Source organism: Acidovorax sp. GW101-11A03 (genome assembly GCF_059424825.1).
In genome coordinates, this window is the sequence record NZ_JBWKZU010000024.1 from 20,569 (window position 1) to 44,488 (window position 23,920).

At 65.6% G+C, this 23,920-nt stretch carries 26 protein-coding genes; 5 read left to right on the top strand and 21 right to left on the bottom strand.

The window, feature by feature from the left end:
- Nucleotides 1–20: 20 nt before the first annotated feature.
- Genes AC07Z7_RS11985 through cyoA form a run of 6 tightly spaced genes read right to left on the bottom strand, consistent with a single transcriptional unit; the run spans nt 21 to nt 6,358 of the window.
- Complete coding sequence (locus AC07Z7_RS11985) at nt 21–1,361, bottom strand: ATP-binding protein (protein ID WP_296021966.1); 1,341 nt, start codon at nt 1,359–1,361, stop codon at nt 21–23.
- Between the two features lie 17 nt (nt 1,362–1,378).
- Entirely contained in the window at nt 1,379–2,176 is a 798-nt protein-coding gene (locus AC07Z7_RS11990; protein WP_494766360.1) for an SURF1 family protein, read from the bottom strand.
- The gene (cyoD, locus tag AC07Z7_RS11995) at nt 2,176–2,622 is read right to left on the bottom strand and encodes a cytochrome o ubiquinol oxidase subunit IV (protein ID WP_494766361.1); all 447 of its coding nucleotides are present in this window, start codon (nt 2,620–2,622) and stop codon (nt 2,176–2,178) included. Before cyoD ends, AC07Z7_RS11990 begins: the two co-directional genes overlap by 1 nt.
- Nucleotides 2,623–3,267 (bottom strand): cytochrome o ubiquinol oxidase subunit III, encoded by a 645-nt coding sequence (gene cyoC / locus AC07Z7_RS12000; RefSeq protein WP_063462836.1) that lies wholly within the window; start codon nt 3,265–3,267, stop codon nt 2,623–2,625.
- Complete coding sequence (cyoB, locus tag AC07Z7_RS12005) at nt 3,260–5,269, bottom strand: cytochrome o ubiquinol oxidase subunit I (RefSeq protein WP_094287205.1); 2,010 nt, start codon at nt 5,267–5,269, stop codon at nt 3,260–3,262. Before cyoB ends, cyoC begins: the two co-directional genes overlap by 8 nt.
- A gap of 24 nt (nt 5,270–5,293) precedes the next feature.
- Nucleotides 5,294–6,358, bottom strand: coding sequence for a ubiquinol oxidase subunit II (gene cyoA / locus AC07Z7_RS12010; RefSeq protein ID WP_494766362.1), 1,065 nt, complete (start codon nt 6,356–6,358; stop codon nt 5,294–5,296).
- A 242-nt stretch (nt 6,359–6,600) separates the two neighbouring features.
- Between cyoA and AC07Z7_RS12015 the strand changes: the two genes are divergently transcribed.
- Nucleotides 6,601–7,941, top strand: a complete 1,341-nt coding sequence (locus AC07Z7_RS12015; RefSeq protein ID WP_094288037.1) for an MFS transporter — start codon at nt 6,601–6,603, stop codon at nt 7,939–7,941.
- A gap of 216 nt (nt 7,942–8,157) precedes the next feature.
- Here the strand turns inward: AC07Z7_RS12015 and tolA are convergent, their stop codons facing one another.
- The 11 genes from tolA to AC07Z7_RS12070 all read right to left on the bottom strand — a co-directional run bounded on the left by tolA (nt 8,158) and on the right by AC07Z7_RS12070 (nt 16,155).
- A complete protein-coding gene (tolA, locus tag AC07Z7_RS12020) occupies nt 8,158–9,126 on the bottom strand; it encodes a cell envelope integrity protein TolA (protein ID WP_494766363.1) in 969 nt (322 codons plus the stop codon).
- 30 nt (nt 9,127–9,156) lie between these two features.
- The gene (locus tag AC07Z7_RS12025; RefSeq protein WP_063462831.1) at nt 9,157–9,585 is read right to left on the bottom strand and encodes an ExbD/TolR family protein; all 429 of its coding nucleotides are present in this window, start codon (nt 9,583–9,585) and stop codon (nt 9,157–9,159) included.
- A 15-nt stretch (nt 9,586–9,600) separates the two neighbouring features.
- Nucleotides 9,601–10,314: a protein TolQ gene (gene tolQ / locus AC07Z7_RS12030; RefSeq protein WP_494766364.1), complete on the bottom strand. Its 714-nt coding sequence runs from the start codon at nt 10,312–10,314 to the stop codon at nt 9,601–9,603.
- Nucleotides 10,311–10,730 (bottom strand): tol-pal system-associated acyl-CoA thioesterase, encoded by a 420-nt coding sequence (gene ybgC, locus AC07Z7_RS12035; RefSeq protein ID WP_494766365.1) that lies wholly within the window; start codon nt 10,728–10,730, stop codon nt 10,311–10,313. The genes tolQ and ybgC overlap by 4 nt, the downstream gene beginning before the upstream one ends.
- A gap of 4 nt (nt 10,731–10,734) precedes the next feature.
- Nucleotides 10,735–11,919, bottom strand: coding sequence for a pyridoxal phosphate-dependent aminotransferase (locus tag AC07Z7_RS12040; RefSeq protein ID WP_494766366.1), 1,185 nt, complete (start codon nt 11,917–11,919; stop codon nt 10,735–10,737).
- A gap of 91 nt (nt 11,920–12,010) precedes the next feature.
- On the bottom strand, nt 12,011–12,553 hold the full coding sequence (gene nusB / locus AC07Z7_RS12045) for a transcription antitermination factor NusB (protein WP_494766367.1): 543 nt from the start codon (nt 12,551–12,553) through the stop codon (nt 12,011–12,013).
- The gene (gene ribH, locus AC07Z7_RS12050) at nt 12,550–13,014 is read right to left on the bottom strand and encodes a 6,7-dimethyl-8-ribityllumazine synthase (RefSeq protein ID WP_063462826.1); all 465 of its coding nucleotides are present in this window, start codon (nt 13,012–13,014) and stop codon (nt 12,550–12,552) included. The genes nusB and ribH overlap by 4 nt, the downstream gene beginning before the upstream one ends.
- Nucleotides 13,015–13,032: 18 nt before the next feature.
- The gene (gene ribBA, locus AC07Z7_RS12055) at nt 13,033–14,154 is read right to left on the bottom strand and encodes a bifunctional 3,4-dihydroxy-2-butanone-4-phosphate synthase/GTP cyclohydrolase II (protein WP_252658435.1); all 1,122 of its coding nucleotides are present in this window, start codon (nt 14,152–14,154) and stop codon (nt 13,033–13,035) included.
- 226 nt (nt 14,155–14,380) lie between these two features.
- Nucleotides 14,381–14,677 carry a 2Fe-2S iron-sulfur cluster-binding protein gene (locus tag AC07Z7_RS12060; protein ID WP_056064834.1) on the bottom strand — a complete coding sequence of 99 codons (297 nt, stop codon included), beginning with the start codon at nt 14,675–14,677 and terminating at the stop codon, nt 14,381–14,383.
- Nucleotides 14,678–14,689: 12 nt separating this feature from the next.
- A complete protein-coding gene (locus AC07Z7_RS12065; RefSeq protein WP_494766368.1) occupies nt 14,690–15,328 on the bottom strand; it encodes a DUF938 domain-containing protein in 639 nt (212 codons plus the stop codon).
- Between the two features lie 545 nt (nt 15,329–15,873).
- Nucleotides 15,874–16,155 carry a DUF427 domain-containing protein gene (locus tag AC07Z7_RS12070; RefSeq protein WP_094287224.1) on the bottom strand — a complete coding sequence of 94 codons (282 nt, stop codon included), beginning with the start codon at nt 16,153–16,155 and terminating at the stop codon, nt 15,874–15,876.
- 293 nt (nt 16,156–16,448) lie between these two features.
- Here AC07Z7_RS12070 and AC07Z7_RS12075 point away from each other — a divergent pair, with 293 nt between their 5' ends.
- Together AC07Z7_RS12075 and gshA are read left to right on the top strand one after the other, a co-directional pair.
- Nucleotides 16,449–17,357: an SDR family NAD(P)-dependent oxidoreductase gene (locus AC07Z7_RS12075; RefSeq protein WP_494766369.1), complete on the top strand. Its 909-nt coding sequence runs from the start codon at nt 16,449–16,451 to the stop codon at nt 17,355–17,357.
- 71 nt (nt 17,358–17,428) lie between these two features.
- Nucleotides 17,429–18,955 (top strand): glutamate--cysteine ligase, encoded by a 1,527-nt coding sequence (gshA, locus tag AC07Z7_RS12080; RefSeq protein WP_494766370.1) that lies wholly within the window; start codon nt 17,429–17,431, stop codon nt 18,953–18,955.
- A 115-nt stretch (nt 18,956–19,070) separates the two neighbouring features.
- Here the strand turns inward: gshA and AC07Z7_RS12085 are convergent, their stop codons facing one another.
- On the bottom strand, nt 19,071–19,301 hold the full coding sequence (locus AC07Z7_RS12085) for an oxidoreductase-like domain-containing protein (protein ID WP_494766371.1): 231 nt from the start codon (nt 19,299–19,301) through the stop codon (nt 19,071–19,073).
- 8 nt (nt 19,302–19,309) lie between these two features.
- Nucleotides 19,310–19,561: a hypothetical protein gene (locus AC07Z7_RS12090; RefSeq protein ID WP_494766372.1), complete on the bottom strand. Its 252-nt coding sequence runs from the start codon at nt 19,559–19,561 to the stop codon at nt 19,310–19,312.
- Nucleotides 19,562–19,656: 95 nt separating this feature from the next.
- On the opposite strand from AC07Z7_RS12090, the gene ylqF reads away from it, so the two are divergent.
- Nucleotides 19,657–20,634 carry a ribosome biogenesis GTPase YlqF gene (gene ylqF, locus AC07Z7_RS12095; RefSeq protein ID WP_494766373.1) on the top strand — a complete coding sequence of 326 codons (978 nt, stop codon included), beginning with the start codon at nt 19,657–19,659 and terminating at the stop codon, nt 20,632–20,634.
- 127 nt (nt 20,635–20,761) lie between these two features.
- Nucleotides 20,762–23,047: a putative bifunctional diguanylate cyclase/phosphodiesterase gene (locus AC07Z7_RS12100; protein WP_252658429.1), complete on the top strand. Its 2,286-nt coding sequence runs from the start codon at nt 20,762–20,764 to the stop codon at nt 23,045–23,047.
- 131 nt (nt 23,048–23,178) lie between these two features.
- On the opposite strand, the gene AC07Z7_RS12105 is transcribed toward AC07Z7_RS12100, so the two are convergent.
- Nucleotides 23,179–23,322: a hypothetical protein gene (locus AC07Z7_RS12105; protein WP_494766374.1), complete on the bottom strand. Its 144-nt coding sequence runs from the start codon at nt 23,320–23,322 to the stop codon at nt 23,179–23,181.
- A gap of 97 nt (nt 23,323–23,419) precedes the next feature.
- Nucleotides 23,420–23,857 carry a RidA family protein gene (locus AC07Z7_RS12110; protein WP_494766375.1) on the bottom strand — a complete coding sequence of 146 codons (438 nt, stop codon included), beginning with the start codon at nt 23,855–23,857 and terminating at the stop codon, nt 23,420–23,422.
- Nucleotides 23,858–23,920: the final 63 nt, after the last annotated feature.

Consider the following 23,920-nt stretch of genomic DNA (forward strand, 5'->3'; position numbering starts at 1 on the left):
AGCAAAAGACTCTCAGCCTCTCAGGTCTTGGTGCCGGGCAGGGCAACGGCTGCCAGCGGCAGCTCTATGGTCACTTGCGCCCCGCCCTCGGGCAGGTTGCGTGCCGCCACGCTGCCGCCCAGCGTGCGGGCCACATTGAGCACCAGGTACAGGCCCAGCCCGTGGCCGGGGCGGTTCTTGGTGGACTGGTACGGGGTTCCCAATTTGGCCAGCATGTCGGGTGCAAAACCAGGGCCCCGGTCCGTCACGGTGATGTTCAGCACATCGGCATTGCGCGTGACGGCCAAGCGCACCCAGTCGGGCGAGGCGTCGCGGGCATTGTCCAGCACGTTGAAAACCATCTGCTGCAGTGTGGTGTCCGACACCATGGGCGTGTCGGCGCCGAACTGGTTGTCGTATTCGAACGTGGGCATCGAGCGTGTGCCGCGCCATTCGCGTGCCAGCGCATCGACAAAGGTGCACACGGTGGTCTGCACCGACTCCTCGCCACGCGCCTCGCCCGCCGACAGCAGGATGCCGCTCACGATGCTCTTGCAGCGCTGCACCTGGGCCTGCATCTCGCGGATGTCCTCTTGCAGCGGGGTGTTGTCGGCTAGGCGCTTGTCGTGCTGCCAGTCGCCCAGGATCACGGCCAAGGTGGACAGCGGCGTGCCCAGCTCGTGCGCTGCGCCCGAGGCCAGCAGCCCCATGCGCACGATGTGTTCTTCTTCCACGCGGCGGCGGCGTGCGGCGGCCAGGCGCGCGTCGCGCTCGCGCAGGTTCAGGTTGATGCGGGTAATGAACACCACCACCAGTGTGGCGTTGAGCACAAAACACACCAGCAGGCCCAGCACATACAGGCTGGAAAGCCCCTGGTGCAGGTCCTGCGGCAGATCCAGCGGCAGGTGGTGCGTGGCCAGCACTGCAAAACACAGCAGCGTGATGACGACGATGGACCAGATGTAGGCCCCGCGCAGCAGCACGGCGCCGATGGTGATCTGCAGCAGGTACAGGAACACAAAGGGGTTGGTGGTGCCGCCGCTCAGGTACAGCTGCACGGTGAGCACGGCCACGTCGATCAGCAGGGCCAGGAACAGCTCGATGGTCCGCACCATGACCCCCGTGCGCAGCCGCAGCAGGCTCACCACGTTGAACATGGCCAGGCAGCCCACCACCAGCAGCATCTCGCGCAGCGGCAGGGTCAGGTTCAGGCTGTAGTGCGCCATCTCGATGGTGAACACCTGGCCCACCACGGCAATCCAGCGCAGCTCGATGAGCTGCTGCAGGTTCTTGATGCCCGCTGCTGCGTCGGCCGCACGCGGGCTGCGCTGCTGTTGCTGCGGCGGCGTGGCGGTGGGTTCTGCGCGCGGGGTGGGGGTCATGGGTGGTGGCTGGCGGGCTATGGGGCGCTGCGGGCATCGCGCAGGCGGCGCTCGTAGCGTGCCACATACCAGCCTGCGCCCGCAACCATGAGGGCCAGGCCATACCAGGTCAGTGCATAGACCAGATGGCTGTTGGAGAAGCGGACCACCGTCATGCCCGCGCGCGGCCAAGTGGACTCAGTCACCGGGGTGGGAGCGCTGCCCGGCGGTGGTGGCAACCCTGCATCGATGAAGAACGGGGCGGCCTGGGGCAGCTGCAGCGCGCGGCCCATGGCGGCAATATCGCGCGAATACCAGCGCTGCTCCGCCGGGGCATTGGTGCGCAGGAAGCCGCCGTCCGGCTCGCTCATGCGCAGCAGGCCCTGAATGGTTGCTGTGGTGGGAGCGGAGGCGGACAGGGGCGTGGCCAGCCACTTTGCGCGCTGCTCCTGCGGCACAAACCCCCGGTTCACCAGCACCTGGGTGCCATCGGCCAGCTGCAGGGGCGTCATCACCCAGAAGCCCGAGCCCAGATCGGTCAGGGCCTGGGCGAGCACGGTTTTCTCGGGCAGCCACTGGCCCTGTGCGGTGACGGGCAGGTATTCGTGGCTGGCTGCGCTGACCTGGGGCCACTCGGGGCTGGGGGGCATGGCCACGGGGGCCGCATGCACGCGCTGCTCCACGCGCTCGATCAGTGCAAGCTTCCAGGCGCGGCGCTGCACCTGCCAGGTGCCCAGCGCGGTGAAACCCAAAAACAAGGCGATGCCCACAACCGCGAGCACCGCCTGGCGAAGCCGCCGGGCCTGGGGCTTCGGGGCTGTGGGGTGGGACGGCATCAGGGCGTCGAGTGGCCCGGCGCCTCGTGCGTCGGTGGTGTGGGGGTGGGGTGCTCGGGCATCATGTTGGCGTTCATGTGGAACATCACCCACAGCGTGCCAGCGATGGCGATGGCCACGAACACCACGGTGAAGATGGTGGACAGCATGGTCCAGCCGCCTTCGACCTTGCCGTTCATGTGCAGGAAGTACACCATGTGCACCAGGATCTGCACCACGGCAAAGGCGCCCAGCACCAGCACGGCGGTGTTGCGGTCGGCAATCACCTTGGCCATGACCAGCCAGAAGGGGATGGCGGTGAGGATGACCGACAGCACAAAGCCGATCGTGTAGTCGCGCAGGCTGCTGTGGGGGCCCACGTCGCCATGTTGGTCGCCGTGGTCGCCATGGCCGTGGTGGTGGTGGTGGTCATGTCCGGCATGTGCCGTGTGTTGTGCGGCGCTCATTTACAGCACTCCCATCAGGTAGACAAAGGTAAAGACGCCAATCCAGACCACGTCCAGAAAGTGCCAGAACATCGACAGGCACATCAGGCGGCGCTTGTTTTCGTGGATCAGGCCGTGTTTGCCGATCTGCACCATCAGCACTACCAGCCAGATCAGGCCAAAGGTCACGTGCAGACCGTGGGTGCCCACCAGCGTGAAGAAGGCTGACAGGAAGGCGCTGCGCTGGGGCGTGGCGCCCTGGTGGATCAGGTGGGCGAATTCATAGAGTTCGAGGCCCAGGAAGCACAGGCCAAAAAAGCCCGTCACGGCCAGCCACACCAGCGTGCCCTTCACGTCGTTCTGCTGCTTGCGCAGCATGGCAAAGCCGAAGGTGATGGACGACAGCAGCAGGAAGGCCGTGTTGATGGCCACCAGCGTCAGGTCGAACAGCTGCGCACCGGTGGGGCCCGCCGCATAGCTGCGGCCCAGCACGCCATAGGTGGCAAACAGGGCGGCAAAGATGAGGCAGTCGCTCATCAGGTAGAGCCAGAAGCCCAGGGCCGTGCCGTTTTCGGGGTGAGGCTCGTGCGCGGGGTGGTACTGGCGCAGCGGCAGGGCTGCGCTTGCGGCGCCTGCCGCGCCAGGGGTGTAACGGATATCAGACATGGCTGGCGCGCAGTTGTTGGGTGCGGAGGTTTTCCGTCTCTGTCACTTCAGAGGCGGGAATGTAGAAGTCGCGCTTGTAGTTGAAGGTGTGGATGATGGACGCCAGGATCACGCCGACGAACGACACACCGGCCAGCAGCCACATGTGCCAGATCAGCGCAAAACCCAGCACCAGCGACAGCGCCGAGATGACCGCACCCGAGCCGGTGTTGGCGGGCATGTGGATGGGCGCAAAGCCGGTGAGCGGGCGCTGGTAGCCGTGTTTCTTCATGTCCCACCAGGCGTCGATTTCATGCACCACGGGTGTGAAGGCGAAGTTGTAGTTGGGCGGGGGCGACGAGGTGGCCCATTCCAGCGTGCGGGCGTCCCAGGGGTCGCCAGTCACGTCGCGCAGCTGGTCGCGTTTGAGGTAGCTCACCACCAGCTGGATCAGGAAGCAGGCGATGCCCGCAGCAATCATCGCGGCGCCGATGGCGGCGATCACGAACCAGATCTGCAGCGACGGGTCTTCAAAGTGGTTGGCACGGCGCGTGACGCCCATGAGGCCCAGCACATACAGCGGACCGAACGCCACCCAGAAGCCCACCACCCACAGCCAGAAGGAGCGCAGGCCCCAGGTGCGGTCGAGCTTGTAGCCGAAGGCCTTGGGATACCAGTAGTTGATGCCCGCGAACAGGCCGAACAACACACCGCCAATGATCACGTTGTGGAAGTGGGCGATCAGGAACAGGCTGTTGTGCAGCACGAAGTCGGCCGGGGGTACGGCCAGCAGCACGCCGGTCATGCCGCCGATGGCAAAGGTCACCATGAAGGCCACGGTCCACATCATGGGCAGCTCGAAGCGGATGCGGCCCTTGTACATGGTGAACAGCCAGTTGAAGATCTTCGCGCCCGTGGGGATCGAGATGATCATCGTGGTGATGCCGAAGAACGTGTTCACGCTCGCACCCGAGCCCATGGTGAAGAAGTGGTGCAGCCACACCAGATACGACAGGATGGTGATCACCACCGTGGCATAGACCATGGAGGTATAGCCGAACAGGCGCTTGCGGCAGAACGTGGCCACCACTTCAGAGAAGATGCCGAAGCAAGGCAGGATCAGGATGTAGACCTCGGGGTGGCCCCAGATCCAGATCAGGTTCACGTACAGCATGGGGTTGCCGCCCAGGTCGTTCGTGAAGAAGTTGGTGCCCGCGTAGCGGTCCAGCGACATCAGCACCAGGGCAGCCGTCAGCACGGGGAAGGACGCCACGATCAGCGCGTTGGTGCACAGGGCCGTCCAGGTGAACACGGGCATGCGCATCAGGTTCATGCCGGGGGCGCGCATCTTGATGATGGTGACGATCAGGTTGATGCCCGACAGCGTCGTGCCCACCCCTGCGATCTGCAGCGCCCAGATGTAGTAGTCCAGCCCCACGCCCGGGTTCTGCGCCCCCAGGTTCGACAGCGCCAGCCAGCCCGCGGTGGAGAACTCGCCCAGGAACAGCGACACCATCACCAGCACGGCACCGGCCGTGGTCATCCAGAAGCTGAAGTTGTTCAGGAACGGGAAGGACACGTCGCGCGCGCCGATCTGCAGCGGCACGAGGTAGTTCATCAGGCCCGTGACCAGTGGCATCGCCACGAAGAAGATCATGATCACGCCGTGGGCCGTGAAGATCTGGTCGTAGTGGTGCGGCGGCAGGTAGCCCATGTTGTCGCCAAAGGCCATGGCCTGTTGCAGGCGCATCATCACGGCGTCGGCAAAGCCGCGCAGCAGCATCACCAGGCCCAGGATCATGTACATGATGCCGATGCGCTTGTGGTCGATGCTGCAGATCCAGTCACGCCAGAGCGGGCCCCAGAGCTTGAATTTGGTGATGGCGGCCATCACGGCCAGGCCACCCAGCATGGTGGCGATGAAGGTCCACAGCACGATGGGCTCATGCGCCATCGGTATGGAGTCCCAGGTGATTCGGCCCAGGGCCCAATGCGGTTCGGTTACAACGGGTGAGGTGGACATGTTCGTCAGTCTCTTATGCGCGGATCATTGGCGGGAGAGGGTGCGGTCGTAGACCGTGGCGTGGCGCGCTTCGAGGGCAGCCACCACCTGGGCGGCGTTGTCCACGGTGCAGACGTCCTGGGGCAGGTTCAGGCCCTGGGCCTTCATGAAGGCCTCGCCGCCGCGCTCGTCGATGGACATCATGTGGTGCATGCACATCTTGCCGTCCTCGACGCAGCGGTTCAGCACCTTGTCGTACAGGCCGTCTTCCACGCTGGCAAAACGCTGCACGGGGTCGCGCTCGCTGGGCTTGACCAGGTCCAGGTAGGTCTGGCGCGTGAGCGGCTTGCCTTCGGACTTGTTCCGGGCCACCCACTGGTCGAAGTCGCCCTGGCTCAGGCCATGGAACTTGAACGTCATGCCCGAGAAGCCCGAGCCGCTGTAGTGCGATGACATGCCCTTGTACACGCCGGGCTGGTTGATCACGGCGTTCAGTTCGGTCTGCATGCCGGGCATGGCGTAGATCATGCCGGCCAGGTCGGGCACGTAGAACGCGTTCATGGTGGACGTGGCCGTGAGCTTGAACAGAATGGGGCGGTCTACCGGCGCGGCCAGTTCGTTCACCGTGGCAATGCCCAGTTCGGGGTAGAAGAACAGCCACTTCCAGTCCATGGCCACCACCTGCACCTCCAGCGGCGTGGACTGCGCATCCAGCGGCTTGGTGGCCGAGATGCGGTCCAGCGGGCGGTAGGGGTCGAGCTTGTGGGTGCCGATCCAGGTCAGCGCGCCCAGGGCGATGATGATCAGGAGGGGCACCGTCCAGATCACCAGCTCCAGCGAGGTGGAGTGGTGCCAGTCGGGGTCGTAGTCGTCTTCGGTGTTGGCGGTGTTGTTCTGGCGGTACTTCCAGGCAAACCACAGGGTCAGGGCAATCACCGGCACGATGATGATCAGCATCAGCAGCGTGGCCTGGATGACCATATGGCCTTGCTGCGCAGCGATGTCGCCTGCGGGGTTGAGGACGACCGCCTTGCTGCAGCCAGCCAGGCTGCCCAGGGCAGCGATGGCGGCCAGCCAGGTGGGCACGCGGGAGAGGGATAGTTTGGGCATGTGGAAGCGCAATCGGGGCGTTTAATTACGGGTAAACGCGGATAACGAAGTGCCGCTGAATGTAATAGCCCTAGCGAATTTGTACATTGGACATTTTGTCCAAGGTCAACGAGGCTTGCCCCAATTTGGTGCGTCGAGGGGCGTTGTCCCGCAGTCAGATCAGTAAAACCGCACTTGTGGGCGGTTCGACTTGCGTGTAGAACGGTGTTGTCTTATTCACACAACGACAAGGAGCCTTGTTCATGAGCAGCCCCGCCTCTGCCACCTACCCTGCGGCCGGTTTTGAAGAAAGCCCCGCCTCTCTCTCGCGGGCTGATACGCATGAAGACGTCACCCCCAGCGAAATCGCTGTGGGCGTGATCATTGGACGTTCGTCCGAGTACTTCGACTTTTTCGTTTTCGGGATCGCCTGCGTTCTCGTCTTCCCGTCCTTTCTGTTCCCCTTCCTGTCGCGCCTGGACGGCACGCTGATGGGCTTTGCGCTGCTGGCGGTCGCTTTTGTCGTGCGCCCGGTGGGCACGGCCATCTCCATGGCCATCCAGCGACGCTGGGGCCGGGGCACCAAGCTGACTGTGGCGCTCTTCCTGCTGGGCGTGTGCACGGTGGGCATGGCGTTTTTGCCCGGCTACAAGGACGTGGGCCTGACGGCCGTGGTGGCGCTGCTGATCCTGCGCGTTGGCCAGGGGCTGGCGCTTGGCGGTTCGTGGGACGGCTTGCCATCGCTGCTGGCCATGTCGGCCCCCAAGGAGCGCCGGGGCTGGTACGCCATGATCGGCCAGCTGGGCGCCCCGCTGGGGTTTGTGCTGGCGGCGAGCCTGTTTGCCTACCTGTACAGCAGCCTCTCCGTGCAGGAGTTCCTGGCCTGGGGCTGGCGATATCCCTTCTTTGTGGCCTTTGCCGTGAACGTGGTGGCCCTGTTTGCGCGCCTGCGCCTAGTGGTGGGGCAGTCGTACTCTGAACTGCTCAAGGACCGGGAACTGCAGCCCGTGCCCGTGAGCCGTGTCATGCGCGATGAAGGCAGCAATGTGCTGCTGGGCGCGTTTGCGGCGCTGGCCAGCTTTGCGCTGTTCCACCTGGTCACGGTGTTCCCGCTGTCGTGGATCACGCTGTATTCCGAGCAGCCCGTCACCCAGATCCTGGGCGTACAGATCGTGGGTGCCTTCCTGGCTGCGGGCGCCATCATGGTGTCCGGCTGGCTGTCGGACCACCTGGGCCGCCGCAAGCTGCTGGGCGGCATGGCGGTGCTGATTGGCGTGTTCAGCTTCATGGCACCCGTTCTGCTCAACTCCGGCGAGGTGGGCAGCACCATGTTCCTGCTGCTGGGCTTTGTGCTGCTGGGCCTGTCGTATGGCCAGGCCTCCGGCACCGTGACGGCCAATTTCTCGCCCCAGTACCGCTACACCGGCGCCGCCTTGTCTGCCGACCTGGCCTGGATCATCGGCGCCGCTTTTGCGCCCCTGGTAGCCCTGTACCTCTCGGCCCAGTTTGGCCTGCTGGCCGTGACGGTGTACCTGCTGTCGGGCGTGGCCTGCACGTTGGGGGCGCTGAACCTGAACCGGCGCATGGAGCGGCGGGATCGGTAAAAGCCTGATGAAGGCCGTCCAAGTGATTTGCTACTCTATTGATAGCTGCTTGGGCTTGCCCATCAGGCGGTAGAGGCCAAAAAAGGCTTGTAAAAACGCCCGGTAACTGCCGGGCGTTTTGGTTTCTGGATGGGGCGACGCGCGATGCGGTGTCAGGGCTTTGCCAAAAAAAACCAGCCCGAACGGCTGAGGCGGTGGAGGGCAATCCCGCCTGCGTCAGTCCTGGGGCCTGAAACCGATGGTCAGCGAAGACGGCACCCGCCCATCCACATCGCGTGGCAGGGTCTCTGTCTTGTCCAGCGCGCGCAGCACGGCGTCGTCCCAGGCCTTGTTGCCGCTGGGCTGCACCAGGCGCTTGCCCACAATGGTGCCGTCGGGCGACAGGCGCACCTCGACCTCGGCGCGTGGGTTGCCGGAGATGGCGTCCGGGTACACGATGTTGGGCTTGACCTTGGCCGCGACCTTGCCACCGTAGCTGCCCGAGGGGCCCGCGCTGCGCTGGGCCGTGCCTGTGGCGTTTTCGGCTCCAGTGGCACCTGCCATGCCCTGGATGCGGCGCATGTTGTCTTCGCGCATCTTGGCCAGCTGCTTTTCTTCCGCTTCTGCCTTGCGCTTGGCGGCCTCTTCGGCCTTGCGCTTGTCTTCGGCCAGTTTTTTCTGCTTGTCCTGCTCGGCCTTCTTCTGCTCGGCCAGTTGCTTTTCGCGCTGTTCCTTGTCTTTTTCCTTCTGCAGGCGTTCCTTCTTTTCCTGCTCCAGGCGGTCGCGGCGTTCTTCTTCCTTGCGTTCGCGTTCGCGCTTCTCACGCTCCTGCTGCTGTTCGCGGGCTTTCTTTTCCTGCTCCAGGCGTTTCTTCTCGCGTTCGATGGCGATGTCGGCCTCGCGCGTGTCGGGCGGCTGCACGGCGCGCACGGGCGGCGGTGGAGGCGGGGGCGGAACAACCGGTTCTGGCGTGGGGGGCGGTGGTGGGGGCGCCGGGGGCTCCACCGCACGCGCTGCGGCCTGGGTGGGCACGGCGGCCCACAGTTCAGCCTCGACGGCGGGCTGGTCGGCCGTGTTCTTCCAGTTCACGCCCCAGGTCAGCGCACCGATCAGCACCGCGTGCACCAGCACCGCCAGCGTGATGGCGCGCAGGCGCGCCGGAGGGCGGGGCGGGGCAAACTGGTCGCGGTCGGTATGGGCTTGCATGGGCGTGAGAGCGGCGCGCGGGGACGAGGTTCAACCGCCTTGTTTGACGGAAAGGCCCACGCGCTGCACGCCTGCCTTCTGCAAGGCATCCATGGCCTTCACCACGGTTTCGTATTGCACGCCCTTGTCGGCGCTGATGACCACCGCGCTGGCGCTGTCGGCACCCTGGGCCTTCTGCCAGCGGCTCGCGGCGTCACCGATCTCGCGCTGGTTCAGGCTGCGGGTGGCTTCAGGTGTCTTGAACTGCAGCGTGCCGTCCTTGTTCACGATGACCTGCGCGACGACCTTGGGCATGTTCTTGCCCTTGCCGACGCTGGGTACATCGACCACGCCCGGCGTGAGCATGGGCGCCGTCACCATGAAGATGATGAGCAGCACCAGCATCACGTCGATGAAGGGCACCATGTTGATCTCGTTGATGGTGCGGCGGCCTCGGCCGCGGGATGCCATGGCGGGCATGGGGCGCCTCCCGGATCAGTGGCCCGAGGCCGTGTGGCCCGAGGACACGGGCTGCGCGCCCAGGTTGCGCTGCAGGATGTTGGAGAACTCCTCGATGAAGGTCTCCTGATGCGTGGCCACGCGGTCGATGTCGCGTGCAAAGCGGTTGTAGGCGATAACAGCAGGGATGGCGGCAAACAAGCCGATGGCGGTGGCCACCAGCGCTTCGGCAATACCGGGTGCCACGGTGGCCAGCGTGACCTGCTCCATGCCCGCAAAGCCGGTGAACGCATGCATGATGCCCCACACCGTGCCGAACAGGCCCACGTAGGGCGACACGGAGCCGACGGAGGCCAGGAACGAAAGGCTGGACTCGACCACGTCCATCTCGCGCTGGAAGCTCGCACGCATCGCGCGGCGGGCGCCATCGAGCAAGGTGCCGGGGTCCACGATGCGGCGCTCGCGCAGCTTCTGGTACTCGCGCATGCCGCTGGCAAAAATGCGTTCCATAGGGCCGGCCTGCTTGGCGTTTTGCGCGGCAGCGGCATACAGGTCGTTCAGGCTGGTGCCCGACCAGAACTCGCGCTCGAAATCCTCGTTCAGGGTCTTCACGCGCTTCAAGGCAAACAGCTTGCGGAAGATGGCCGCCCAGCTGGCCACCGACACGCCCAGTAGCAGCAGCATCACGAGTTGCACCACCCAGCTGGCGTGCAGCACCAGGGAGATGATGGACATGTTTTGGGAGTTCATGGTGTGAGTTGTTCCAGAAGGGTGCTGGGGATTCTTGCAGGGCGCATCGTGGCGGCATCGACCCATCCGATACGGATGGTGGCTTCGGACAGCAAGGTGGGGGGCTGGTCAGTCATCTGCTCTTGTTTCAGGAGCGCCTGCTGCACTATTGTCAACGATGCCCGGCCTGCGTCCTGCAGGGCGGCGGTAACAATGAGTTCGTCGTCCAGCCGCGCGGGGCGGTGGTAGCGCAGCTGCGCATCGGTTACGACAAACATGCCGCCGGTTTGTTCCCGCAAGCTTTGCTGGCCCACGCCCAGCGAGCGCAGCCACTCGGTGCGCGCGCGCTCGAAGAACTTGAGGTAGTTGGCGTAGAACACGATGCCACCGGCATCGGTGTCCTCCCAGTAGATGCGGATGGGGAACTCGAACGCCATCGTGTCAGCCGAGCAGCGTGCGCAACCGCGCCACGGACTCTTCCAGCTGTGCCATTGAGTTGGCGGTGGAGAAACGGATGAAACGCTCGGGCTCGGCCGTGCCGAAGTCGCGGCCTGGCGTGACGGCGATGTGGGCGCGGCGCATGAGCTCGAACGCAAAGTCCCAGCTGCCGGTCACGCCCAGACGCTGCGCTGCCTGCGTGCAGTCGGCCCACGCGTAGAAGGCGCCATCGGGCATCACGGGCACGGTCAGGCCCAGCGACTGCAGCGCGGGGATGAAGAAGTCGCGCCGCGCCTTGAACTCGGCGCGGCGACGTTCGTATTCGGCAATGCTCTCGGCCTCGAAGCAAGCCAGGGCAGCGTGCTGCGACACGGTGCTGGCGCAGATGAAAAGGTTCTGCGCCAGGCGTTCCACCACGGGCACCATGGCCTCGGGCACCACCATCCAGCCCAGGCGCCAGCCGGTCATGTTGAAGTACTTGCTGAAGCTGTTGATGCTGATGATGTTGTCGTCAATCGCCAAGGCCGTGTGGCCGAATTCTTCTTCGTACGACAGGCCCAGGTAGATCTCGTCGATCATCGTGATGCCGTCGTGCGATCGCACCACGTCATGGATGCGGCGCAGCTCATCGGGCGCAATCGAGGTGCCGGTGGGGTTGGAGGGCGAGGCCAGCAGCACGCCGCGCGTTTTGTCATTCCACGCCGCACGCACCTTGTCGGCGCTCAGCTGGTAGCGCTCGGCCGCCGTGGTGGGCAGCAGCACGGCCTTGCCTTCTGCGGCGCTCACAAAGTGGCGGTTGCAGGGGTAGCTCGGGTCCGGCATCAGGATCTCGTCGCCCGACTCGATGAGCGCAAGGCACGCGAGTTGCAGCGCGGCCGAAGCGCCGGCCGTGACCACGATGCGGCGCGCAGGCACGTTGACCCCAAAGCGGCTCTGGTACCAGCCGCTGATGCGCTCGCGCAGCGCATCCAGCCCCAGCGCGTTGGTGTACTGCGTGGCGCCGCTGTGCACGGCGCGCGCGGCAGCCTCCTGCACCAGGGGCGGCGCGGTGAAGTCCGGTTCGCCGATGTTCAGGAAGATCATCGGCTCGCGCGTGCCAGCCACCTCGCGGGCCAGGGCCTGCGCGGCCTTGGCCACTTCCATCACATAGAACGGTTCAATGCGCTCGGCGCGCGTGGAAAACTTCATGGCAAAGGCATCCTGCCCAGACTGGGCGTGGGGGCGTGGAGAGAGAAAACAGTGGAGCGGCCCCGACCGCACCGGTGGGGCCGGTGCGGGGTCAGGCAGCGCCTGCGCCTGCAGCCTTGTCGGCCGCCACTTCCACGGCGCGCAGCTTCGGTGCCAGGCCGTTGAGCACGGCGTTCACGTACTTGTGGCCATCGGTACCGCCGAACTCCTTGGCGAGTTCGATGCACTCGTTGAGGACCACACGCCACGGCACATCGAGGCAATGCTGAAACTCGTACACCCCGATCCACATCGTGGCGTGCTCGATGGGCGAAATCTCGACCATCTTGCGGTCCAGCAGCGGGGTGATGAGTGCGTCCATCTCGGCCGCGTTGGCGATGCAGCCGTGCAGCAGCGCGTCGTAGTGCACCGAGTCGGCCTTGTGAAAGCCTGCCAGGTCGCGCGTGAACGCGTCGATGGCATGGGCGTCGTTGCCGCCCACCAGGTGCTGGTAGAGCGCCTGCAGCGCAAATTCGCGCGCGCGGCTGCGGTTGGATTTGGAGGCCGCCTTGCGCGTGCCCGTGCTCTTCAGGCCGGTGCGGCTCTGCTTGGGCGGGCGGGGCGACGAAGGCGTGGTGGGGGTGTTTTCGCTCATGACAGCTCGTCCAGCAGGTTGGCCATTTCCACTGCCACGCGGGCAGCGTCGGTGCCCTTCTCGGTCTGGCGGGCAATCGCCTGTTCGAGGTTTTCGGTGGTGATGATGGCGTTGGCAATCGGGATCTGGTAGTCCAGCGACAGGCGGGTGACGCCTGCACCGGACTCGTTGGCGACCAACTCGAAGTGGTAGGTCTCGCCACGGATGATGCAGCCCAGCGCGATCAGCGCGTCGAACTCATCGCTTTCAGCCATGGCCTGCAGGGCCACGGGCACTTCGAGTGCGCCGGGAACCAGCACATGCTTGATGTGTTTTTCTTGCACACCCAGGGCCAGCAGCTCTGCGCGGCAGGCGGCGGCCAGGGTGTTGGTGATGCCTTCATTGAAGCGGGCCTGCACGATGCCGATGTGCAGCTTCTTGCCGTCCAATTTGTCTGCGGTGCCTTTGTCTGCGCCAAACATAGTCGTAGTCCTGTTCTTTTATTCTTTGGGGATAAAACCGGTGATTTCGAGGCCGTAGCCCGCCATGCTGGGCATGCGGCGCGGCTGGCCCATGAGGGCCATCTTGTGCACGCCACATTCGCGCAGGATCTGCGCGCCTACGCCGTAGGTGCGCAGGTCCATGCGGCCGCGCTCGGGGGCCTGCGCTGCACGGGCCGTGCCTTCGAACTGGGCCAGCAGCTGGGCGGCGGTTTCGCCGCAGTTCAGCAGCACCGCCACGCCCTTGCCTTGTTTGGCGAGGTATTGCAGGCTGGTGTCCAGCCCCCACGAGTGCATGGAGCGGTTGATTTCGAGCGCGTCGAACACCGACAGCGGCTCGTGCACACGCACGGGTACCACGTCGTCGGCGCTCCACTGGCCCTTGACCAGCGCCAGGTGCACGGCCTGGCTGGGCTTGTCGCGAAACGCGTGGGCGGTGAATTCGCCGTATGCGGTCTGCAGCGTGCGCGTGCCGACCTTTTCCACCAGCGACTCGTTGCGGCTGCGGTATTCGATCAGGTCGGCGATGGTGCCGATCTTGAGGCCATGCTCTGCCGCAAACAGCTGCAGATCGGGCAGGCGGGCCATGGTGCCGTCGTCCTTCATGATCTCGCAGATCACCGATGCGGGGCTGCAGCCCGCCATGGCGGCCAGGTCGCAGCCGGCTTCGGTATGGCCTGCGCGCATCAGCACGCCGCCGTCCACTGCCTGCAGGGGGAAGATGTGGCCGGGTTGGACCAGGTCGGTGGGCTTGGAGTTGCGGTCCACCGCCACCTGCACGGTGCGGGCACGGTCGGCTGCCGAGATGCCGGTGGTCACGCCCTCTGCCGCCTCGATGGAGACCGTGAACGCGGTGCTGTACACGGTGCCGTTGCGCGCGGCCATGGGCGGCAGCTTGAGGAACTCACAGCGCTCGCGCGAGAGCGTCAGGCAGATCAGGCCCCGGCCGAAGCGGGCCATGAAGTTGATCGCCTCCGGCGTGACATGGTCGGCGGCCAGGACGAGGTCGCCTTCGTTTTCGCGGTCTTCTTCATCCACCAGGATGACGATGCGCCCGGCGCGCATCTCGGCCACGATGTCCTCGACGGGCGAGATCGGCACGGGGGTGAGGGGGGTGTTCATGGAAGGTTGGGGCTTTCTGTGGGAGCCTCTGGCGGCTTGCCAGCTGGCGGTGTGCTGCAGCACAGGTTCCCGTGGCCGGGGGCAGCTGCTGTGCCCCCAAGAAACCGCCCCAAAGAACATGCGATGCGGCGCTGCCGCACGTCAAAGGGGCATCGTGCCCCAAAACCTTGGATTTTAGTGCACCGGGGCTGGTTGCGTGCCTGAAAGGCGCGGCCCCTGACGCAGATCAGATGGCGCTGCCCTGCAACACCACGTCCGACGTGGGGTAGGCCACGCAGGGCAGCACGCAGCCTTCTTCCTTTTCTTCGGCCGTGAGGCCCGGCCATTCGATGGCGTAGCGCACGGTGCCTTCGACCAGCTGGCCCAGGCAGGTGCGGCAGGTGCCGTTGCGGCAGGAGCTGGGCCAGTCGATGCCGCCTTGCTCCATGGACAGCAGCAGCGGCTGCTCGGGCCAGGCGTCGCACTGGGTGCCATCGGGCTCGACCTTGGCGATGAAGAAAGGGGCGGCGGTGGGTGTCGTCATGGGCGTGTCTTTTCAGGGTTGGTGGGCGGCGTGGGTCCACACCAGCAGCAGGTTGTTGGCGGGCATGGCGTGCCGCGCGGCCAGTTGCAGGCCGGCCTGGGCGGCCACGGTTGTTACGTCTTCGATGCGTCGAATGCCCCAGGCGGCGTCTTGGGCACGCAGGCTGGCGTCAAAGGCCAGGTTGCCCGGTGCGGTAGGGATACCGTCTTCGAGGTAGGGGCCATACGTGACGAGGCGGCCGCCCGGTGCCAGGTGCCGCGCCGCGCCCTGCATCAGCCCGGCGCAGCAGGCCCAGGGGGCGATGTGCAGCATGTTGGCGCAGTAGACCAGGTCAAACGATGCGGCTACGAATGCCGGGCCCTCGCTGGGCCAGCGGTCGTGCAGTACGTCCAGCCGCCGGGGCTCCCGCACGTTGCGGGCACCGGCCTGCGCGGCCCACCCGGTGATGGAGCCAAAGTGGGTGTCCTGCAAGTCGGTGGGCTGCCAGGTCCAGCCGGGCAGGGCGGCGGCAAAGTGCGCGGCATGTTGGCCGGTGCCACTGGCGATCTCCAGCGCCGCCCCCGCTGGCGCAAGCAGGGCCAGCAGCTGCGCCAGGATGGGTCCCTGGTTGCGTTCTGCGGCAGGGCTGTGCTGGAGGAGGGCGTTGGACATGGATATTTTTGGCCGTTTGCGCTCGTCTATCAAGCGCCTTTAGCTATCAAATGAGGAGCGTTTGTGGTTGTGCCGGAGTGCAATGTACTGCAGATACCCTGCCCGGCGGAGTGCCTGTTTTTTAAGCGGTGCAAGGATATTCCTTGCAAATCAAGCACTTAAGCTTGTCATACAAGGCTTGTTCACAGTTATCCACAAGATTGTCCAGCGCCGGGTGGGATAACCGGGGTGCGGCGGGGCATGGCTGTGGGTGGCTGGCCCGAGACTGGAGAGTGTCTGCTGGGTGCCTGTTTTTTGATCAATGCAAGGATATTCCTTTTAAATCAATCACTTATCCACTTCATACAGGGCTTGTCCAACGTTATCCACATGATTGTCCAGTGCAGAAAGGGATAACCGCTGCTGGCTTTTGAGGGGTTGCTTAAAAAATATGCAATGCGGGGTGTGTCCTTACAAATCAAGCACTTGGAGTTGTCATACAGGACTTGCCAAAACTTATCCACATGATTGTCCAGCGGCAGCAGGGATAACCCACAAGCGGTGGTTCAGGCCGTGACCTTGACGTCTTTCCAGAACGCCACGCGGCCCCGGATTTCTTCGGCCTCGGGTTTGGGGTCGGGGTAGAACCAGGCGGCATCGGGGTGCATTTCGCCGTTGATCAGCAGCGACAGGTAGCTGGCCTGGCCTTTCCAGGCGCACATGGTCTTGTGGTTGCTGAAGGTGAAAAACTCGCGCTTGAGTGCGCTTTCGGGGAAGTAGTGGTTGCCTTCGACCACCACGGTGTCATCGCTCTCGGCGATGACGACGCCGTTCCAGGTTGCTTTCATGGGGTTTCTTTTCCTTTTCTTCGGGGCTTGTTTGCGGGGAGATACCTTACTCGATTGGCTTCTTTTGGGGAGGACTTGGTTGGCTGCTTGCTTGTGTTGATGGCGGAGACCCGGCCTCCGTCCGTCAAACAAGCACGTCGCCACAACCAGCACACAAAGCAAGCCCCCCAGTCACCTGCGCAACCCCCGCTACCCCCCATCTCGCTTAAAGTCCCACGCGCAGCGTGCCCTCCCGGCACCCAGTCCCCTCTTTGCACAACACAACCAACTAACTAACAACAGGAGAAGCTCACATGGGTATCGACTTCCAAGGCCGCGTGGCCATCGTCACAGGCGCAGGCGGGGGCCTGGGCCGCCAGCACGCACTGGCGCTGGCCGCGCGCGGCGCCAAGGTGCTGGTCAATGACCTGGGCGGCGCGGTGGACGGCAGCGGCGGCACGGTGACGGCCGCGCAGGCTGTGGTCGACGAGATCCGCGCTGCGGGCGGCGAAGCGCTGGCCAATGGCGCGTCCGTCACCGACTTTGCCGCCGTCGAAGCCATGGTGCAGCAGGCCATCGACGCCTGGGGCCGGGTGGACATCCTGGTCAACAACGCCGGCATCCTGCGCGACAAGTCGTTTGCCAAGATGGACATGGCCGACTTCCGCCTGGTGGTGGATGTGCACCTGATGGGCGCGGCCCACTGCTGCAAGGCAGTGTGGCCGCACATGGTCGCGCAGCAGTACGGCCGGATCGTGATGACAACCTCGTCCACCGGGCTGTACGGCAATTTCGGCCAGGCCAACTACGGTGCGGCCAAGCTGGCGCAGGTGGGGCTGATGCAGACGCTGTCCATCGAAGGTGCCAAGAACAACATCCGTGTGAATGCGCTGGCGCCCACGGCCGCCACGCGGATGACCGAAGACCTGTTCCCCAAGGACATGCTCGACGCCCTGCGCCCCGAGTCCGTGGTGCCCGCCATGCTGGTGCTGGCGCACGAAAGCGCGCCCACGCGCACCGTCCTGTGCGCGGGCGGTGGCAGCTTCGAGGCGGCCCACATCACGCTCACGCAGGGCATCCACCTGGGGACTGGCGCTGACGTGCCCGAGCAACTTGCGGCCCGCCTGGCCGAGGCGACCGAGCGCGCGGGCGAACAGGTACCACAAAGTGGCGCTGCACAGGGAACCAGCGAAATAGGAAAGGCCATGGCCGCAAGGGCTTGATTTCCCCAAAGGCGGGCCAGCGCTCAACGTGCTAAGTTCCGGGCCGACAGAAGTTGGATCGGTATAAACATATGAGCAAACTGCACGAGAGACTGGCCGCCTATCCGGCGGATGCCCTGGGGGGGATTCGCCGCGGCATTGAAAAGGAAGGGCTGCGCGTGCTGCCCACGGGCGGCCTGGCGCTTACGCCCCACCCGCTGGCGCTGGGCTCTGCGCTCACGCACCCGCTGATCACTACCGACTACAGCGAATCGCAGCTCGAACTCATCACTGGCGCCCACAAGGGTGTGCAGCAGTGCCTGGATGAGCTGACCGAGGTGCACCAGTTCGTGCACCGCACCCTCAAGGACAGCGGCGGCGAGCTGCTCTGGGCCTCCAGCATGCCTTGCGGCCTGCCCACGGACGAGACGATCCCGATCGGCCGCTACGGCAGCTCCAACGTGGGCCGCGCCAAAAGCGTGTACCGCATGGGCCTGGGCCACCGATATGGGCGGCGCATGCAGACCATTTCAGGCATCCACTACAACTGGTCGCTGTCCGGCGTGACGAGCGAGCAGTATTTCTCGCTCATCCGCAACTTCCGCCGCCACGCGTTTGTGCTGCTGTACCTGTTTGGCGCCTCGCCCGCGCTGTGCCCCTGTTTTGTGGAAGGGCGCCAGCATGGCCTGCAGCAGATGGAGGGCGGCAGCGCGCTGTACCTGCCCCACGCCACCTCGCTGCGCATGGGCCGCCTGGGCTACCAGAGCGATGCCCAGGCCACGCTGGCCGTGAGCTACAACGGCCTGACCGGCTACGCCAACTCGCTGCACGAGGCGCTGACCAAACCCTACCCGGCTTATGAAACCGTGGGGGTGCGCAACCCGGGGGGCGACTACAACCAGCTGGGCACCAGCCTGCTGCAGATCGAGAACGAGTTCTACGGCACCATCCGCCCCAAGCGCACCGTGCGCACGGGCGAGCGCCCGCTGCACGCCTTGCGCGAGCGCGGCGTGGAGTATGTGGAGGTGCGCCTGATGGATCTGGACCCCTTCGTGCCCGTGGGCATCACGGCATCCACCATGCGCCTGCTGGACGTGTTTTTGCTGCACTGCCTGCTGTCCGACAGCCCGCCGGACACGCCCGCCGAAATCGCCGAGCTCAAGCAGAACCAGCACCTTACTGCCGAGCGCGGCCGCGAAAGTGGCCTGCACCTGACGCGCAACGGCCAGAGCGTGCTGCTGACCGACTGGGGCAGCGAGGTGCTGGCCGCCTGCGAGCCCCTGGCCGCTGCGCTGGATGCCACCCATGGCACGGGCGACTACAGTGCCGCGCTGCGCGATGCCCGCGCGCTCATGGCCGCGCCCGAGCGCACCCCGTCGGCCCGCGTGCTGGACCACATCACGCAGCACCACCACCACAGCTTCGAGTCCTTTGCGCGCCAGCAGTCCATCGCTGCGCGGGACGCGCTGCTGGGTCTGCCCTGGTCGGACGCGCAACAGGCCCGCTACATGGCCATGGCCGCAGAGTCCATCGCTGCGCAGAAAGCCATCGAGGCGGCGGACACGCTGCCGTTCGAGGAATGGCGCGAGCAGTACATGGCGGTGAAGGAACTGGGCTGACGCAAGAAGCTGCAGGCGTCAACTTCTGCAGGCGCTCTGCAGATGCATTTGCTGCAAATTTAATAGCTTGAACCGCTTGCCCATCAGGCGGTAGAGGCTAATTTGGCTTGATTTTTTAGCCTTGCAACTGCAGCAGGGCCTCCTGGCGCCAGTATTCCGCCGCGTCCAGAAACCCCTCCCACACGCAGCCATTGCAGCCCCGGCCGCAGCAGGTGGTGGGCTCGGGCGGCGGGGTGCGCAGGGTGATCCCGAGTTCTTCGGCGCGCTGTTGCAAGGCGACAAACAGGGCCTGGGCCGAGGCGCCGTCCACGGCGCGGGCCGGGGCGGTGAAGCCATCTGCTGCCATGGTTGGTGTCACGGCTGGTGGCGTCCGGCCTGGGCGCGGCGCACGCCGTACAGCACCCCGAACCCAATGCCCAGCACCAGCGCGAACCAGCCCACCAGGGTGGCTTGCGCCATCAGCTCGCGCACGCTGTCCGAGCGGGCGACGTACGGCGCCAGCAGGATGACCAGGCCAATCAGGGCGCAGGTCACGCCCTTGAACAGCAGCTCCTTGTCGGCCTTGCGGGCGGCGGCGTTGCGGTGTTTGTCGGTGGGTGCGGGCATGGCAGAAAAAGCGCTGTGGCGGGTGGCGGCAAAGAGCGCGATTATCCTTGCCACCCTCCGACAGTCTTAAAAACACAAGAAAGTACCCCCGCATCATGGCCATCCAGTGGTTCCCCGGTCACATGCACCTGACCAAGAAAGCCATCACCGAACGCATCAAGGACATTGATGTGGTGATCGAGGTGCTGGACGCGCGCCTGCCCGGCTCCAGCGACAATCCGCTGCTGGCCGAAATCACGGGCCACAAGCCCACGCTCAAGGTGCTCAACAAGCAGGATGTGGCCGACCCCGAGCGCACAGCCCTGTGGGTGGACTGGTACAACGCCCAGAGCGACACGCGCGCCGTGCCGCTCGATGCGTCCGACGCCGCGCCCGCGCGCAAGCTCATCGACGCCTGCCACCTGCTGTCGCCCAACCGGGGCGGCATGGCCAAGCCCATGCGCGTGCTGATCTGCGGCGTGCCCAACGTGGGCAAGTCCACGCTGATCAACACGCTCAGCAACAAGCGCCAGGCCAAGACGGGCGACGAGGCGGGCATCACCAAGCTGGAGCAGCGCATCACCCTGGCCGACGACTTTTACCTGTGGGACACGCCCGGCATGCTGTGGCCACGCATCATCGTGCCCGAAAGTGGCTACAACCTGGCCGCCAGCGGCGCCGTGGGCCGCAATGCGTATGACGAAGAGCTGGTGGCGCTGGAGCTGCTGCGCCGCCTGCAGCAGCACTATGCCCCGCTGTTGGAGGCGCGCTACAAGCTGGGCCTGCCCGCCGGGGCCATGGCGACCATGCAGGACGACGAACTGCTGGAAGCCATTGGCCGAAAACGCGGCGCCATGCTGGGCGGTGGCCGGGTCAACCTGCAGAAGACGGCCGAGATCGTGATGACCGACTTCCGCTCGGCCATCCTGGGCCGCATCACGCTGGAGACGCCCGCTGAGTTTGAGGCTTGGCGCGCCGCGGGCCTGGCCGAAGACGCCAAACGCCAGGCCAAGAAAGACGCGCGTGCCAAGGCCAAGGGCAAAGGCTCGGGCGTGCGGGAACCGGCCCCGGGCAGCGAAGACAGCGCAGACTGACCTTGCCCCCAAGGGCCCTGGGCAAGGCCCGCAGCCCTGTTGCAGGCGCGCCGCCGCAGGCATTTTGCGGGTAGGCGTTTGCGAAAGCTGCGGTTACGATGGTTCCTTCCCCCCTCTACCCGTTGCCATGGCCGAAGCTTCTGCTGTTCCGTTGCCTGACTACGAAGATGCCATCACGCGCAACCTGGTGCGGGTGGCAGGCTGGGCCGTGATGCTGCTGGCGGGCACCATCGGTGTGCTGCTGATGTTCGACGAACCCATGGCGCCGGTGCGCGTGGGGCTGAACTTTGTGGCGTCCTTGGTGGGGGCTGCAACGCTGTGGCTCGCAAGCCGCCAGCGCTGGAAGCAGGCCACCCATTTGCTGGTGTGGGGCGTGTGGGTGTCGGTGTCGCTGGTGGCGGCCCGCAATGGCGGCGTCAACGGCCCCAACCTGCTCAACTACCCCGTGATCATTGTGCTGGCGGGCTGGCTGCTGGGGGGGCGCGCCACGATCACGCTGGTGGGGCTCACGGCACTGCTGTTCCTGGGTTTTATCTGGGCCGACATCCTGGGCATGTTCAAGCCGGTGCAGGTGGCCAACCGTGTGGCCGGGGCCGTGTACCTGGCGGGCATCCTGGTGCTCACGGCTGCGGCCACGCTGCTTTCGCGCCGCAGCTACATGAGCCGTGTGCAGGAGGCGCAGCGCACGGCCGCCAACCTCGCGGCCAGTGAGGCCTCGTTGCGCAAGCTGCTGCGGGCCGTGGAGCAGAGCCCCGAGGCCATCGTCATCACCGACCTGCGCGAAGACATCGAATACGTGAACGACGCCTTCGTGCGCCGCACGGGCTACGAACGCGAAGAAGTGGTGGGCCGCGCGTCGGCCGAGTATTCAAGCAACGGCCTGGCGCCCGCGCAGCGCGAGGGCCTGCGCACCACCCTGGCCCGGGGCGACAGCTGGGCGGGCGAGCAGGTCAACTACCGCAAGGACGGGCAGGCGCTGATCGAGTCGGTGGTGGTGGCCCCGATCCGCCAGCCCGACGGCCGCGTGAGCCACTACGTGGAACTCAAGCAGGACATCACCGAGCGCAAGCGCGCGGCCGACGAGATCCACCGCCTCGCGCATTTCGACAGCCTCACCGGCCTGCCCAACCGCTCCACGCTGATGGAGCGGCTGCAGACCCTGCACGGCCGCGCGGGCCGCCCGCCCTCCATGCAGCACGCGCTGCTGCTGCTGGACCTGGACCGCTTCACCACCTTCAACGACGCGCGTGGCAGCGAGATGGGCGACCGCCTGCTGTGCGCCGTGGCCCTGCGCCTGTCCGAGATCCTGCCCGCCCAGAGCCTGCTGGTGCGGGTGGCGGGCGACGAGTTTGCCGTGGTGCTGCACGGCCTGGGGGTGGATGTGTCCCTGGCCAGCCGCCACGCGCTGGCCTTTGCCGCCAGGCTGCAGGCCACCCTGCTGCACCCCCTGCGCCTGGAGGGCGATGCGCAGGACGCCCAGCTGGGCGCCAGCGTGGGCATCACGCTGTACCCACAAAGCGCGGGCGACAGCGCACACGACGCCTTGCGGCGTGCCGGCATGGCCCTGCACCGCGCCAAGCAGGCAGGTGGCGGGCGGGCCGCGTTTTTTGAGCAAGGCATGGGCGAGGCCGCCGAGCAACGTTTTCGGCTGGAGCGCGAGCTGCGCCACGCGATTGGCGCGGGCGAGCTGCGTTTGCACCTGCAGTCGCAGGTCAATGTGGAGGGGCGGCTGACCGGGGCCGAGGTGCTGGTGCGCTGGCAGCACCCGCGCGACGGCCTGGTGCCGCCGGGTGTTTTCATCCCCATCGCCGAGGAGTCCGATCTCATCGTGAGCCTGGGCGAGTGGGTGCTGGCCCATGCATGCGGACTGCTGGCGCAGCCTGCGTTCCACGAGCGGCGGCTGCGGCTGTCGGTCAACCTCAGCGCGCGCCAGTTCCGGCAGGCAGGCTTTGTGCCGCAGGTGCGCGCGCTGCTGGCCTCCAGCGGGGCCGACCCCCGGCTGCTGACGCTGGAGGTGACAGAAGGGCTGGTGATCGAAGACTTTGACGACACGGTGGCCAAGATGCGGGAGCTGGCCCAACTGGGGGTGGACATCTCGCTCGACGACTTTGGCACGGGCTATTCATCGCTGGCCTACCTCAAGCGCCTGCCCATTCAGGAGATCAAGATCGATCGTTCGTTCGTGCACGATGCACCCACCGATGCCGACGATGGTGTGCTGGTGGAGGGCATCCTGTCGGTGGCGCGCCACTTTGGCCTGCGAGTGGTGGCTGAAGGGGTCGAGACCCAGGCGCAGGCCGACTTCCTGAGCCAGCGCGCGCCCGACATCGTGTACCAGGGCTATCTCTTCGGCCGACCCGAGCCCGACACCCAGTGGCTGGCCCGCCTGGTGCCTGCCGAGGCATTGCGGTAAGGAGGGCAGGGGAGGCCGATGGGGGCTGGATCCACGAAAAATACAAGAAAAAAAGGCCGTCTGCGCGCAAGGGCAAAAGGGATATTGCTGCTTTTTTGATAGCAAATCCCCTGGTGCGCAATACCCAGCCGCTACTTGTTCTTGTCCTTGCCCTTGGAGATGACGCTGGTGACGGGTGGCATGGGGCGGTCGGAGCCGCTGTACTCCTTGGGTGGCGATGTGTCCTTCTTGGGCTTCTTCGCCATCTTGTTGCTGCGTTGTTCACCTTTGGCCATGGGGTTTCCTTGAGGGGTCTCGGGATGGGACCGTGCCGCATGGTACGGCACAAACCGGCGGGTTCTGTGCGGGTGGTGCCCGCGCCGTGGCGGGGGATCATGCTGGCAGGACCGCAGTGGCGTCCACCTCCACCAGCATGCCATCCAGCGCCAGGCGGGGCACGGGAATCAGCGTACAGGCCGGCGCCGCGCCATCGGGCCATAGGTTGCGCACGGCTTGGCTGAACAATGCAAGTCGCTCTTCGGAGTGGTCCACCACCAGCACGGTAAGCTTGGCCACATCGTGCACGCTGGCGCCTGCAGCCGCCAGCGCCAGACGCAGGTTGGCCAACGCCTGGTGCACTTGTTCGCCAAACGTGGGCGACAACTGACCTGCAACGTTCTCGCCCCCCTGGCCTGCCATATACACCGTGCGACCCTGCGCCGGGGCCACCACCACATGCGTGTAGCCATTGGCGCGCGGGTCGTACAGGCCGGGCGGGTTGATGAAATGGAGGTGAGAGGAGGCCAGGGTTGGGGCGGAATCAAGGGGCATGGTGCAAGGGTCCTGGATCAGGGGGAATCGATATGGCGGGACGCCGGTGTGCCAAGCGAAAGC